Annotated in this window: 18 protein-coding genes; 11 read left to right on the plus strand and 7 right to left on the minus strand. The window is 33.2% G+C overall.

Going from position 1 to position 12,643, the window contains the following annotated elements:
* Both ACH0CI_RS27230 and ACH0CI_RS27235 read left to right on the plus strand, forming a co-directional pair.
* Positions 1 to 258: L,D-transpeptidase (locus ACH0CI_RS27230; protein WP_406902555.1), on the plus strand; the 258-nt coding region annotated here is incomplete at its 5' end.
* A 285-nt stretch (positions 259 to 543) separates the two neighbouring features.
* Positions 544 to 825, plus strand: a complete 282-nt coding sequence (locus ACH0CI_RS27235; RefSeq protein WP_247807456.1) for an AbrB/MazE/SpoVT family DNA-binding domain-containing protein — start codon at positions 544 to 546, stop codon at positions 823 to 825.
* 106 nt (positions 826 to 931) lie between these two features.
* Here ACH0CI_RS27235 and ACH0CI_RS27240 read toward each other — a convergent pair whose 3' ends face one another.
* The 4 genes from ACH0CI_RS27240 to ACH0CI_RS27255 form a co-directional block, all read right to left on the minus strand.
* Positions 932 to 1,204: an HU family DNA-binding protein gene (locus tag ACH0CI_RS27240; RefSeq protein WP_025753496.1), complete on the minus strand. Its 273-nt coding sequence runs from the start codon at positions 1,202 to 1,204 to the stop codon at positions 932 to 934.
* Between the two features lie 286 nt (positions 1,205 to 1,490).
* Positions 1,491 to 1,838, minus strand: a complete 348-nt coding sequence (locus ACH0CI_RS27245) for a YrdB family protein (RefSeq protein WP_406902556.1) — start codon at positions 1,836 to 1,838, stop codon at positions 1,491 to 1,493.
* Between the two features lie 6 nt (positions 1,839 to 1,844).
* On the minus strand, positions 1,845 to 2,438 hold the full coding sequence (locus tag ACH0CI_RS27250; protein WP_406902558.1) for a TetR/AcrR family transcriptional regulator: 594 nt from the start codon (positions 2,436 to 2,438) through the stop codon (positions 1,845 to 1,847).
* Between the two features lie 25 nt (positions 2,439 to 2,463).
* A complete protein-coding gene (locus ACH0CI_RS27255; RefSeq protein WP_406902559.1) occupies positions 2,464 to 3,177 on the minus strand; it encodes an MBL fold metallo-hydrolase in 714 nt (237 codons plus the stop codon).
* Between the two features lie 336 nt (positions 3,178 to 3,513).
* Here ACH0CI_RS27255 and ACH0CI_RS27260 point away from each other — a divergent pair, with 336 nt between their 5' ends.
* Entirely contained in the window at positions 3,514 to 3,696 is a 183-nt protein-coding gene (locus ACH0CI_RS27260) for an aspartyl-phosphate phosphatase Spo0E family protein (protein WP_061860267.1), read from the plus strand.
* A 342-nt stretch (positions 3,697 to 4,038) separates the two neighbouring features.
* Here ACH0CI_RS27260 and ACH0CI_RS27265 read toward each other — a convergent pair whose 3' ends face one another.
* Complete coding sequence (locus tag ACH0CI_RS27265) at positions 4,039 to 4,407, minus strand: VOC family protein (RefSeq protein WP_406902560.1); 369 nt, start codon at positions 4,405 to 4,407, stop codon at positions 4,039 to 4,041.
* Between the two features lie 254 nt (positions 4,408 to 4,661).
* Between ACH0CI_RS27265 and ACH0CI_RS27270 the strand changes: the two genes are divergently transcribed.
* Both ACH0CI_RS27270 and ACH0CI_RS27275 read left to right on the plus strand, forming a co-directional pair.
* Positions 4,662 to 5,009 carry a YxiJ family protein gene (locus tag ACH0CI_RS27270; RefSeq protein WP_406902561.1) on the plus strand — a complete coding sequence of 116 codons (348 nt, stop codon included), beginning with the start codon at positions 4,662 to 4,664 and terminating at the stop codon, positions 5,007 to 5,009.
* Between the two features lie 177 nt (positions 5,010 to 5,186).
* The gene (locus ACH0CI_RS27275) at positions 5,187 to 5,483 is read left to right on the plus strand and encodes a hypothetical protein (RefSeq protein WP_406902562.1); all 297 of its coding nucleotides are present in this window, start codon (positions 5,187 to 5,189) and stop codon (positions 5,481 to 5,483) included.
* A 179-nt stretch (positions 5,484 to 5,662) separates the two neighbouring features.
* Here ACH0CI_RS27275 and ACH0CI_RS27280 read toward each other — a convergent pair whose 3' ends face one another.
* On the minus strand, positions 5,663 to 6,520 hold the full coding sequence (locus tag ACH0CI_RS27280; protein ID WP_394531783.1) for a permease prefix domain 1-containing protein: 858 nt from the start codon (positions 6,518 to 6,520) through the stop codon (positions 5,663 to 5,665).
* The gene (locus tag ACH0CI_RS27285) at positions 6,517 to 6,855 is read right to left on the minus strand and encodes a PadR family transcriptional regulator (protein ID WP_116740894.1); all 339 of its coding nucleotides are present in this window, start codon (positions 6,853 to 6,855) and stop codon (positions 6,517 to 6,519) included. Before ACH0CI_RS27285 ends, ACH0CI_RS27280 begins: the two co-directional genes overlap by 4 nt.
* Positions 6,856 to 7,064: 209 nt before the next feature.
* Here ACH0CI_RS27285 and ACH0CI_RS27290 point away from each other — a divergent pair, with 209 nt between their 5' ends.
* From ACH0CI_RS27290 to ACH0CI_RS27315, 6 genes are all read left to right on the plus strand, one after another.
* Complete coding sequence (locus ACH0CI_RS27290; protein ID WP_099000606.1) at positions 7,065 to 7,571, plus strand: RNA polymerase sigma factor; 507 nt, start codon at positions 7,065 to 7,067, stop codon at positions 7,569 to 7,571.
* Positions 7,555 to 8,490 (plus strand): anti sigma factor C-terminal domain-containing protein, encoded by a 936-nt coding sequence (locus ACH0CI_RS27295; protein ID WP_099000607.1) that lies wholly within the window; start codon positions 7,555 to 7,557, stop codon positions 8,488 to 8,490. Before ACH0CI_RS27290 ends, ACH0CI_RS27295 begins: the two co-directional genes overlap by 17 nt.
* Before the next feature lie 199 nt (positions 8,491 to 8,689).
* On the plus strand, positions 8,690 to 9,088 hold the full coding sequence (locus ACH0CI_RS27300; RefSeq protein WP_116740896.1) for a hypothetical protein: 399 nt from the start codon (positions 8,690 to 8,692) through the stop codon (positions 9,086 to 9,088).
* Positions 9,089 to 9,372: 284 nt separating this feature from the next.
* The gene (locus ACH0CI_RS27305; protein WP_099000609.1) at positions 9,373 to 9,900 is read left to right on the plus strand and encodes an RNA polymerase sigma factor; all 528 of its coding nucleotides are present in this window, start codon (positions 9,373 to 9,375) and stop codon (positions 9,898 to 9,900) included.
* Positions 9,884 to 10,969 carry a DUF4030 domain-containing protein gene (locus ACH0CI_RS27310; protein ID WP_406902564.1) on the plus strand — a complete coding sequence of 362 codons (1,086 nt, stop codon included), beginning with the start codon at positions 9,884 to 9,886 and terminating at the stop codon, positions 10,967 to 10,969. The genes ACH0CI_RS27305 and ACH0CI_RS27310 overlap by 17 nt, the downstream gene beginning before the upstream one ends.
* Before the next feature lie 193 nt (positions 10,970 to 11,162).
* Positions 11,163 to 12,332: an FtsW/RodA/SpoVE family cell cycle protein gene (locus ACH0CI_RS27315; RefSeq protein WP_406902565.1), complete on the plus strand. Its 1,170-nt coding sequence runs from the start codon at positions 11,163 to 11,165 to the stop codon at positions 12,330 to 12,332.
* Positions 12,333 to 12,643: the final 311 nt, after the last annotated feature.

Below are 12,643 nucleotides of genomic sequence, written 5' to 3' on the forward strand. Positions count from 1 at the left end.
GGAAAACGTTGGTTAGGGTTAAATGCAAACGGTACGTATGGTGATACATACGGCATTCACGGTAATAACAATGAAAGCAGCATTGGAAAATACGTGAGCCAAGGTTGCGTGAGAATGCACAATACAGACGTTGAAAAGCTTTATGACAAAGTTCAAGTAGGCACACCGGTTGCCATTACGTATTCTTACAAGAGCTTCGTCAATCTTACGAGTGTATACGGTTATAAATTCAAAGGCTATAAGCTGAAAAATAATTAAAGAAAAAGCAGCATTTCGTGATAAAAACACGAGGTGCTGCTTATTTTTTGTGTTCTTACCATATAGACCTTATCATAGAAGTATGTGAAATGTAGGGGGAGAGTATCAAGTAATTTGTGCAACTATTTATTCTCGTGCTAAATTACTTTCTCAAAAAAGAAGAGACAACAAAACTCCTTCGTTTTTCTATAAGAATAAATAATTGTTTCAGCCAAAATTAAACCCTATAAAAGAGGATATCTAGAGTTCATATTCTTTATTTTACATTTGGAGGTTAGGAAAAATATGAAAACAACGGGTATTGTGCGAAAGGTAGACGAGTTGGGCCGTATTGTTATCCCTATAGAGTTAAGGAAGGTTCTTACTATCAAAGAAAAAGATCCTGTAGAAATATTTGTTGATGGCAATTACATTATTCTTCAGAAATACAAAGCTCAAAATGAATGTATGATTACCGGTGAAGTGACCTCACAAAACAGAGAATATGCAAAAGGAATTGTGTTAAGCCCAAAAGGGGCAGAAATTCTAAAGAATGAAATTGAATTTAGATTTGGTATTAAAGCGTAATTTAGACGTGTGTTCCTGTCATACAGTGTCTACTGTTCATCTTTTATAATTCAAGCTATTTAAAACCCTCCAGAACAAAATTCTGGAGGGTTTATGTAAGTCTTTTTTATTTTACAGCTTCTTTAAATTCTTTACCTGGCTTGAAGGCTGGAGCCTTTGTAGCTGGAATAACAATTTGTTCACCCGTTTGTGGGTTACGTCCTGTACGCTCTCCACGTTCACGTACTTCGAATGTACCAAATCCAGCAATTTGGATTTTCTCTTCGTTTGCTAGTGTGGCAGAAATCGTTGCAAATAGTCCATCAATGGCTTTCTTTGTGTCTTGTTTTGTTAATTCTGATTTCGACGCGACAGCATCAATTAATTCAGCTTTTTTCATATCTACTTACCTCATTCTCTACTATGTATAGTGGTGTATAGACAAGAAATATATCACAGCCTAATCAAGAAAGTCAAACGTATGTTCTTGTGTGTCTCCTATATTCTAAAAAATAGTATATTTTAATGTAAAATAACTAAAATTCATAGTTCGTAAAGTTATACCTTTGCGAACTAATTAAAAGCTATCTTATGTAACACATAGGGTGTGAAAGAAATTTAACCAAAAACGATTACTCTAATCTGAGTAATCGTTTTTGGGTTTTAACCATCTATACATTTTAGTATCATTGTTGCTGCCAGATATACATTAAAATGCGATTTATTATAGCGATTGTAATATAAATAAGTGCCAGAGAATGCTTACCACTAGTGTATAGAGCAACAGAAGGAAGCCCGAATACAAGCAGTTCAAGCAATATATGCATAGGGGTAGATAGTTGAACGTAAGAACGAGGAGAACCAAAAATCCCCCAAACTACTGCAATTATTAACGGAGCACCTATTGTTAACAATACTCTCATTGACCCTTTTCCAGTTTGGAATCCCCAGTAAGCTAGTGAGCCAAGTGCGAACAATTCCAAAGAAAATCGCAACATTAAATTTAAAGTTTTGATGAAATAAAGAAGATTCATATTAAATTAATTGTCTTCATTGTTTTTACTCTCTTGTTTCATCGCATTTACTCCTCTTAGAAAAATATCTACTAACATGAGAAGACTTACATCAAGATCATGAGGGAGACCAAATCCTTTTTTCTGCTCAAGTGAAGCAAAGCCGTGCAAAATACTTCGTAGCCCTCGTGCGGCGTGTAAAGTTTGCTCCTCCCCTAAGCCATATTCATTAAGTACTTGAATAACAATATTAATGGTTTCGTTTTGTATGTGCTTAAGTTCTAGGTCATCAGAATTAGGAGAACGAAGCATTGCTTCATACAACCCTGGATGATTACGAACAAAAACTATGTAAGCTTCCCCGAGTGCACGAACTGCATTATCTTGTGAACGTCCTACAGTTGCATTTATTAACGCTTTATAAAGTTGTTCGTAACCATAAACAGCAAGTTTTTTCCTTAATGCTGGTAATCCATTTACATGGTTATATAGAGAAGGTGGACGGATATTTAGTTTTTTAGCAAGTGAAGCTAATGTTACTTCGTCTAACCCTTGTGTATTTGCCATTTCTGTGGAGGCTTTTAAAATAGTGTCTAAATCAATTCCTGGTCTTGTGGCCATAGGTAGACCCCTTTCTTACTATGGGTTAAATGTGTTTTAAATTTAATCTAGCTTTTGTAATAGCGTTATTTATAGCTTTTTCTGGTTGTTTTATCATTTTTCCATGCCCTACAGCAAGCAATGAAGGATTGTAATTCAATAATTTGTGAGCACTCTGAAGCGCAACTTCCTTATTCCATGTAGCCATTGCTGGAAAGGGAAATAAAGGTTGAAGCTGGCCAGTTACTGCCATACCACCACGTGTTTGAAAGGCATCACCAGCAATTAAGGTATTAGTACGGGTATCCAAAAATGCCATTGAGCCTGGGGTATGCCCAGGAGCAGCTATCGCAATTAATGAACCAATCTGGTCACCATCTTGTAATAAAATGTCTGCTCGGGTTTTTAGATTTTTAGGTACTCCGCCACGTATAGGAGTATTCGGTTCATTAGGATCCAACGTAATATCCCCACCCATTAATCGGGCATCTCTACTTGAAATATGTACAGGAATATTGGGAAGTAATTGCTTTATTTTATCAAGTGCTCCTACATGATCGTCGTGCGCATGGGTTAGAAGAATACGTGTAATAGGTTTGTTAATCTTTTTAGTAGCTTTTAATATTTTCTTAGCACTGTAAGGAAGCGCAGCATCAACTAATGTTAAACTATGCTCCTCTTCAACTAGGTAACAATTTACTGGGAAAAACCCCGGTAGAAAAGTCAATTGATGTAAGTGTGCTTTATGAATAACCCTCATAAGAACATCTCCTTCGTATATTAGGCTAAAAACTATTTGTATTTACATATTAACTAATAACATTAGTTTAGACAAGGTTATATGTATAAATTGGTTTAATTTATACATATAACCAATTAATTAAAAGAAGATTTTAAACGTTAAAACGAAAGAAAACTGCACATACATCTACTTTTATGTACTCCTCTACGTTCTATAAATTGGCGAATTCAATCCCTAAAAGACGCGTTTCATACTCTTAATTGGATTTTACAGGAACAATTATTGTTATAGGGTAAAAATCCAGTTACTGTTAAATAAAGACTTAACAACTTAGAGAGATAGGTGACTATATAATTGCAAAGATACAGATATAACAGTACTTTAAGAAAGGCTTTACTTGTAGATATAGAGGCAGCAAGAGAACTTATGATTAAAGTGGGATTAGAAGAAGGATTTACTAGCCGTGATACCATTATAATCAGTCAATTTATTGATCAATTGTTAAACCGATTAGAAAAGATTACTTCAACTGATTAGTTTTTGTTTTTAAAGAAAATAAAAGCAACCTCATTCTCTAATGGCATTGGAGTGAGGTTGCTTTTTAAGGTAACTCTATAACTGTAGATAAATAGTAACATAATTTATCTATATAGACTATATTTTCCGTACGAGCATATGTATAGAAGGTGCACTTTTTATTCATTCGTTTGGGTTACGCCCTAGTATGAAACCCTTACGCGTCAAGGATGTATAAAAAGCTGCATAACTCATAAATGAGACCTCTTTCGAACCCTTACTCCCATAAGGGTTCTCTTTTTGCATATGTTCCGGAAAGAGTGATTATGTAAACTGAAAATGTATAGGTTATACACCCTTACATTACTTCCATTCTAGGAATTCTAGTCGGTTACCAAAAGGGTCGTCCATATAGAATCTTTCTGCTCCTGGGAGATTATCATCCTCAATGTAATGTATATTATTGTTTCTTAAATGATCTTTTAACAGGTGAATATTTTCTACTTGGAATGCTGGATGTGCTTTTTTTGCTGGTGAAAATGGATTTTCTATTCCGATATGAACTTGATAGTTAGCAAAACCAAACCATACTCCGCCTCTTTTTTTTAGATTTTCTGGTTTTTCTAATTCTTTAAATCCTAATACCTTAATAAAAAAGTTTCTTGCTTCTTCTTCAGAACCTTTTGGAGCTGCTAATTGAATGTGATCAATTGCTTTAAAAGTGAAAGACATCAAATTCCTCCTAAAATTAAAGTGTTAGATAAGTTCTTCACTTTAATTTTATATAAACTCTATATGTAATAAAATTACAGAAAACTTAAAGAGAACATAAGGTAAACTTATATCTTCCGAGAATATGGACTATGTTAACTAAAAGTATATAAAGGATGCACGTATCTTTTGTATTGAACCTTGTGTAAACAGTGGTAAGATAAAGCTCTACATAACAAGAAAAGGTGGAGTTTAATATAAGGAAACTAACTATATTGGATGAATTAAAAAAGCTTAATGATGATTTGTATCATCCATTTCCTCATGAAGACATTTGTAAAATACAAGATAAATTTAGTGTGAAATTACATGAAGACGACCTGTTAACCGCAGACTTTAATAGCTATTGGATGAATATTGCTGGCAGTTTAAGTTATATGTTGAAAGGTAAAACGAAGAAAATTCCTCAAAATCAGATCAATGAATTAAAGTTGACTTTTTTTGAAGTTTTTCCTCAATATTCCTTTTTAGAAAAAGAAATCTCTACCTATATAAATTTGTACGAAGAATATAAGATTTATGAGAAAACAAGAGAGCTCATGTTACGATATTTATTTAATTAAAGCGAGTAAAAAAAAGAGACGACTTTCTAAATAGTCGTCTCTTTTTTTTTTCGGATAAACTACATTATGTGCGCTAAGGTTATATATGATACACATGATGAAATAAGCTTAATTATTTGATGAAATGGAAATATATTGATATAAAAAACAGGATAATGAATAGAGAGGAACATATCGATGCTTGGGGATACTTTTACACTTTTTAGACCGGTTTATTATTTAATAGCTCTTCTTTTAGTATGTAACTTCATGTATGTAGTGTTTTTAAACAATAAAATTAAAGCAACTAGCTATATACTATTCAATTCTTTATTTTTTGTAATAATTGCAGCAGTTTTATTGTTTCAAGAAGGGATAGTTGTGGATGAAACAAACTTAGCAGGAGATCCATTAACTTGTGATTTAACAATATTTTTTGGGGTTTTACTTATAGCTAGCTTCATTTTTAGAAATAAAAAGAAGAGGAAAGCTTAAAATTTCCTCTTCTTTGTGTTGTTACCGGTAAAATGTTTTATTAAAATTCATCGTAAATAATAGCATACCTAGCATGAGAAGGACTAGAATTAGAACAAATGAGCTCATCATTAGTCCTTTCTCGTGTTTTTCAAAAGCTATTACTCTACATGAAAAGCAAACCGGGTAAAGTGTGCCTCCTAAATGTAATCCTCATAAAATTCATCATGTTTGCTAGGGATAAGACCTTGTCTTCCTGTAAGATAATAAATTAAATAGCCTAGAATATTAAAGAATACAAATATAAAAACCCATCCAATTCGTAACCTTTTTTGATGATAAGCATTGATAATTGCCCAGATAGTAAACAGAGTCCAGTAAATAGTCATTCCCACGAATAAGACAACGGCTTCTAATCGACTAAAGCTTCTATTGTCTATTGAAATGAACCATTGGTCATCCCCATTTCCAAATGTGTCAAAGTCTGCTCCTAACCATTTTGGAGCCCAAAGGGTTCTTTGATATTGAAAATCTGGCTGCACTCCCTTCCAGTGATATTCAATATAATTTTCGCCAGAACGGCTGATTATATTTTTTGATTTATAAATAGTAACCCCAGAAACATAGTTTGTATCTTCTACTAACGCTTCTATTTTTCTTTTTATGTCTCTGGTTATCACATCTTTATCTTTCAATTCATAGGATATTAATGAACCTGTGTCGGATATTCCTTGAGCCGTTAATTCTTCCACTTTCCACAGAAAATAAAAGCTGGACATTGTGACGATTAAGCATACTACTGCTACGTATAGGATGCGCTTTGCAAATATCTTCTGTATTTCAAACAATTGTCCAATCACATTTCGTATTTCTTTTTCTTCACCAAACCGTTTAATCGCTATTGCAATGGCCTGTTGTTCTGTTTTGCCTTCTGCTTTTAATTCATGGACTGCTTCCAACAGATGATTGGTCATTTCTGCTTTCAGCTCATTAATTTCTTGTTGATTTCCTTCTACATTCAGGTACATAGAATCCACAAATTTTTCTATTCTCTTCACTTAGTGCCTCCCCATAAAAAAGAATCCATCATTTTCTTTACAAATTGCCATTCTAAACGCTTGGCTTCAAAGTTTTGCGTACCTAATGATGTGACTTTATAATATTTTCTTCTTCCACCAGGGCCTTGTTCATCTCCCCAGTACGAAGAAATCCAATTGTTTTTTTCCAATCTCTTTAAAGACAAATAAAGAGTGCCTTCCTTTAGTTCAAATTGTTCTTCACTCTTCTCACGAACAATCTTAGCTAATTCATAGCCATACATATCCCGTTGATGCAGTAGCGATAAGATTATCGTATCAATATGCCCTTTCAAAATCTCTCTACTAATTTCCAATTTATCCACCTCTTATGAAATTATAAAAAAGAATACCTTATAATACAAGGTATTATCAAAAATATGTCGCATGAAATATAGAATTAACTCATTCTTTCTTTGAACTTATAATAAGAGATTAATTGTTTTCCTTTTTTGTAGAAAAATGTGAAACGATTGTATACTTTTTCACTGTTCATACGTTATAAGACAAGAAGGAGGAAAAACACTTGAAAAATCGGTTATCAAACGATCAATTAAAGAATGTCATGAATCAACTTTATTTATACTTAATCAAACAAGGTGCAAACCAAGAAACAGCTAAAGATATTGTTCAAGAAGCAGTCTGTAAATTACTTATTCATCTTGATTCGATTGATACCGGTAAATATAAATCGTGGCTTTTTAAAGTAGCTATAAACTTATATTACGATTACTGTCGAAAAAACAAAAAATCTTATTACGCAGTAGTAGAGGAATACCTTATTATCAATGAGCAATTAATTGAGGACATAATGATTGCAAAAGAAAATCAGCTTTTAGTAAGAAGCATCCTTCAAAAGGTGTCTCCCACCTTTAAGCAGCTACTTCTTTTAAAGTACGAGTTGGGCTGGTCTTATAAACAAATTGCGGAATATGTGGATATGAAACCTGAAGCTGTTAAAACGTATTTAGCTCGTGCTAGGAAGACGTTTAAAGAAATGTATAGGAGAGAATGTCATGAAAAAAACGAATGATGAGTTAGATTCCATTTTTGATGAAAAGTCTTTGCATAGAACACTAAAAAAAGCAAAATACATAGCATTTTTACGAACAGTTTTTATCTCAGCACTCGTAGTCTGTTTTGTTATTACTGTATTAATAAAAGGAAACGATTATTTTATAAATACACAAGGAAATAAACTAACTGAACGGTTCATTAAAGAAAATCATGTAAGAATGTCTCCGAACACATTTACTAACACGGATACCATCTCAACAGGAATTTTAAAGGGAACGATTAAGAGTGAAGTATTTAAAGTGATTGAAGATAAAGTTATACCTTGGGGTACAGAAGAAATAACGTACGATTTAAATGGAAACTTTAATGCATCCTTCTCAACGCACAGTACGATTGTTAATGACACTACAATGTATCATATTCCTAATGGACAACGTGAGATGCTATTCTACGTACCTAAGTATAAGTATAAGGTGTATGCTAATGACTTTGACATGATTAAAGATTATCCAAATGATAAATATATGGAGATGGCCATATCTTTTGATAAAAATTACACACTGAAAGAAGTACAAAAGATGCTGCCTACATCTGCTCACCAAACATGGTACTGGGTAGATAACTATAACTATAAATATGCAAAGTCTACTGGGTACAGAGGTGAGCCAGAAAGTGGACGATGGTTATTAGGTATTTCTAAACCATCACCACAACTAGGAGTAAAACTAACGAGTAATAAAGTCAAAACAGAAGCAGACTTTTTAAATGAGCTCCAAAAAACAGATCCAGGGGAAGTCAAAAGTCTAAAAGACAGACAAGAAAATGGATTAATTATAGGCGTAGTAGTTACAGGAACAAAAGAAGAACTCCTTTCCTTGCAAAATAAGCCCTATGTTAAAGCAGCTAGTTTAGGAGCAGTGGTTGATAAGTACTGATTTTTAGGATGTTGTGGTATGGGAAGTAGGAATATAAACTTCGATTTATTAAGCTTGCTATTTACTTCCTGCAGAATCAATCATGCTAATTAAGATTCTATCTCTTCTACCTCAAAACCGGTATATACACATATAAACTGATATGGTAAAATTACTCATATTTTGTTGTTAGAAACTTAGATTATGTTGGAGGTTTCAAATGAGTTACAGTGTTCCAGTGTTTCTTATAGTAGTACTTATGTGTATTGTTGCAAGTCAGTCTTATTTACCAAAATGGTTAAAGTGGTTGGTTGGTGTCTATTATTCGTTAGGAATATTACTTTTTAGTTATCTTCAAACTCGTTTAGCCGATAAATGGTATGTGCATACTCCTGTTCCGGACGAATATTGGGATGCAAACTCAAAGTTAACAGATATATTTTCTGCTGTGTTCTTTATACCTGTCTGCATTCTTTTTTTAATACTGTATTATAACTGGTTCAAAAAACTAAAAAAACCTCTACATCGTGTATATTTAGGAATCAGTGTGGTTCCTCTCTTGCTTATAGGTTTTATATGTTTCTTTATGTTTGATTTCTTGTACGGGTATAGACCTTAAAACCTTATCGTATTAAACAAACTAGTCTAATAGAATTTGCTTATTCTTTTACCGACGATACTTGTCATCGTAACTAAAGTTAAATAGTTCTATTACGATAAATACACTCTCTAGAAGGCATTTATCCTTACATTTCATTAAAGTTAATCAATAAAAATTTATAGCATATTGAATCAAAAACTCTCTTATTTGAGAGTTTTTTTATTTTTTGTATAAAAAACACAACTTTTTTTGAAAAACTCTCGTCTAAGTAAAGAATATTGGATAAAAGGATGGTCAGGATATTGGAAAAGACAAAAAAAGAAGAAATTGAGCGTTGGTATGACGACCATAGCGACGCCATATTAAAATTTATTTTAATGCTGGTGAAAGATTATCAGCAAGCTGAAGATTTGACGCATGAAACCTTCGTGAAAGCTTACCTCTTTTACGATTCCTTTCAGCAAAACTCCAGTGAAAAGACGTGGTTGTTCCGCATTGCGCATAATGTCACCATTGATTATTTTAGAAAACAGAAACCTTTAAGTCTTCTAAAAGATTTTATTCTGTCGAAAACAGACCCTACTCGTTTACCTCAAGAGATGATTGAGCTTAAAGAAACATCTCTAGAGCTGTATCAAGCGTTAGAAAAGCTGAAAGACGGACACAGAAAGGTTATTTTACTGCGAAAAGTTCAAGGTTTTTCTGTTAGGGATACGGCTACCATTTTAGGGTGGTCTGAAAGCAAAGTAAAGTCTACACAGTTCAGGGCAATTCCTGCTTTGAGAAAGCAGTTAGTAAAGGACGGGTATATATATGAAGAAACGGTTTAATTCTTTTAAGGATGATAGTTCACTAGAAAAATTGAATGAGGAGTTGGTCTGGAGATCAAACCGAAAACAAAAACAGAAGCAGCGACTTTTAGAAGCAATCGACCAATTAGAACAATCAGAATCAGTAAAACCTGAAAAAGATATATTTTTCAAGAAACAAAATCGTCCTCTAAGAAATGTTGTGTACTGTGGTATTGCACTCGTTATTTTGAGTGGTGCATTCATTAGTTCAGCATTTGTTTCTCCAGCAATGGCTCAAGTGGCTGCTAAGATCCCTTACTTAGGAGAGTTGTTTAAGCAAGAACCTGTGTCAGATGTATTGTATCAAGAGCTTGAGAAAAAAGGATATAAAATTGATTCTTTAGGTCAAACTTATTATGGCGAAAAAAAACAGATTGAGATATCTGTAACAGGTTCTGAAAAATACTTTAAGAGTATAAAAGGTGATATCAATAACATTGCAAAAGATATGTTAGAAGCACGTCATTATGATAGTTATAAAGTCAAAATTACACGATATGATCCTGCTCAATACCAGTATAACCCTGATCCTCGTCAAGAAAAATATGACAAGATTAACGAAGAAATAGATAATGAATTAAAAAAACAAAATTACCATGTGTTATCTCTCAATATGGGAGGATTTGATCAAGATGTAAGAGTGGAGCTAGAAGTACCTGATACTGAAAAACATATTGAAGAGATGAAGCAAATAATTATCGATGTTCTTGCTAAAAACAAGGAAGAAAAAACGCCTATAAAAGTATATAAAATAAACCTTAAGAAACGTGAACAAGAAGGTAGATGGGGAAATATCCTTGATGATGTTGGTGAAGATTTATTAGGAAAAGAGGAATATCATGTGAAGATGGTCGGCTACTCTGTTCACCCTGAACCACAAGTATTCATCTATACCTCATTAAGTTATTCTGAGGAGAATAAAGAGTTTGCCAATGAACTCGAAGGGGTTATTGATGAATTCCTCCAAACAAAAAAAATGAAGGCCAAAATAAAAGAGGATCCTTATAAAATTATTATTTACGCTAAGGGAAAGAAAAAACTAAATTAAATAGATTAGTTACTACCCTAAGGAATAGCTCCACTATTTCTTTGGGTATTTCTTTTTTTATTTATATCAAACAAAGTATGGCCTATAACCTACTATATCTAAGTGAATTTTTCTCAAAAATAGAAAACTATTTTGTTTTTGAAGCGTCTAATTAACGATGTCAACAAATCTATATAGAAATGGTGTTTTACAAATGGAACGTAAGAAATCAGAAAGCTTTAATTATGGGCTTGCTTTCACCCTTTTGTTATTTTTTATCATTAGTTGTGTTGCTATTTTTAATGCCCAACAAACAGGACAGTACACAACAAATTTCGTCGTTAAACAAGTGGAATGGTACATTGTAGGCGGAGTCATTATCTTCATGATGATGAGGCCTGATGAAGACCAATTGAATCGGATCACATGGTTTTTCTACGGTTTTACTATTTTTATTCTTATTTTGCTAATTATTTCGCCCACAAGTATTGCCCCTCTCAAAAACAATGCGAAAAGTTGGTTTGTGCTCCCTGGAATTGGTTCAATACAACCATCCGAGTTCATGAAAATCTCCTTAATATTAGCGTTTAGTAAAGTAATTCAACAACACAACGAAAAATTTAGAGTTAGAGATGTCAGCAGTGATTTGCTGTTGATTGGAAAATTGGGTGCAACTCTTTCTATCCCGATACTTTTGATTATGCAACAACCCGATTTAGGAACAGCACTCGTAATGATTTTTTTATTTTTTATGATGTTATTTATTTCAGGTGTCACATGGAAGCTCATTCTTCCTATTTTTGCGTCTATGGGAGTAGTCGCTTCTATCATTTTATACATGGTACTGAATCATGCGGCAATCTTAGAAAAATATCTTCATTTACACCCCTACCAGTTTGATCGTATTTATGCGTGGTTTGATCCAGAATCATATGCTGGAAGTCTTTCCTATAACTACTTACAGGTTGTAAAGGCAATCGGTTCGGGTTCTATATCAGGGCGAGATACCTCTCATTATGCTGTGTATGTTCCGGAAAAGCATTCAGATTTCATTTTTAGTGCAATTGGAGAGAATTATGGATTCGTGGGAACAAGTTTGGTTCTCCTTTTGTTTATGGTATTAATTTATCAAATTATAACGGTAGCCTTTCATACAAAAGATAAGTATTCTACGTACATTTGTACAGGAATTATATCCGTTATTTTCTTCCATGTTCTTGAGAATATAGGAATGTGTATAGGTCTTCTTCCTATTACAGGCATCCCTTTACCTTTCATAAGCTATGGGGGCAGTTCTCTTATGAGTACCATGTGTTTGATGGGACTTGTTTTAAATATTAGTTTTAGATCAAATGTGTATATTTTTGACCAAAGTGAGAGGTAACTAGAGGTGAATCAAGAAGTGAAAAGTAATGAACCAAATATGACGTCTCAAACACGTCTGCAAATAGTAAAATATATTTTATTTGTATCTTTTGGACTCTTGTACATTGGATTCGTTATGTGGTGTTTGTAGCCTATTGACCTGATCCAAATATCTTAAGAAAAATAAGTTAGAAAAGAAAGTTCGATTTATAATTTCATAATTAAGTTAACAAAAAGAAACCTTTGCTAATATGGGACTGACCCCCTAGAGTGAGACAAATAAAAAACACCTTTAAGTTAAAAAACGGGTATGTAGTACCTAACAATAAC

The organism is Priestia sp. 179-F W1.4 NHS, from assembly GCF_045369295.1.
Taxonomy (GTDB): domain Bacteria; phylum Bacillota; class Bacilli; order Bacillales; family Bacillaceae_H; genus Priestia; species Priestia zanthoxyli.

Bases quoted from the DNA above. Each gene is read 5' to 3' on its own strand.
- ACH0CI_RS27295 (WP_099000607.1), top strand. From the start codon at position 7,555: ATGAAAAAAACGAATGATGAGTTAGATTCCATTTTTGATGAAAAGTCT.
- ACH0CI_RS27250 (WP_406902558.1), bottom strand. From the start codon at position 2,438: ATGGCCACAAGACCAGGAATTGATTTAGACACTATTTTAAAAGCCTCC.
- ACH0CI_RS27300 (WP_116740896.1), top strand. From the start codon at position 8,690: ATGAGTTACAGTGTTCCAGTGTTTCTTATAGTAGTACTTATGTGTATT.
- ACH0CI_RS27235 (WP_247807456.1), top strand. From the start codon at position 544: ATGAAAACAACGGGTATTGTGCGAAAGGTAGACGAGTTGGGCCGTATT.
- ACH0CI_RS27245 (WP_406902556.1), bottom strand. From the start codon at position 1,838: ATGAATCTTCTTTATTTCATCAAAACTTTAAATTTAATGTTGCGATTT.
- ACH0CI_RS27310 (WP_406902564.1), top strand. From the start codon at position 9,884: ATGAAGAAACGGTTTAATTCTTTTAAGGATGATAGTTCACTAGAAAAA.
- ACH0CI_RS27275 (WP_406902562.1), top strand. From the start codon at position 5,187: ATGCTTGGGGATACTTTTACACTTTTTAGACCGGTTTATTATTTAATA.
- ACH0CI_RS27265 (WP_406902560.1), bottom strand. From the start codon at position 4,407: ATGTCTTTCACTTTTAAAGCAATTGATCACATTCAATTAGCAGCTCCA.
- ACH0CI_RS27315 (WP_406902565.1), top strand. From the start codon at position 11,163: ATGGAACGTAAGAAATCAGAAAGCTTTAATTATGGGCTTGCTTTCACC.
- ACH0CI_RS27255 (WP_406902559.1), bottom strand. From the start codon at position 3,177: ATGAGGGTTATTCATAAAGCACACTTACATCAATTGACTTTTCTACCG.
- ACH0CI_RS27240 (WP_025753496.1), bottom strand. From the start codon at position 1,204: ATGAAAAAAGCTGAATTAATTGATGCTGTCGCGTCGAAATCAGAATTA.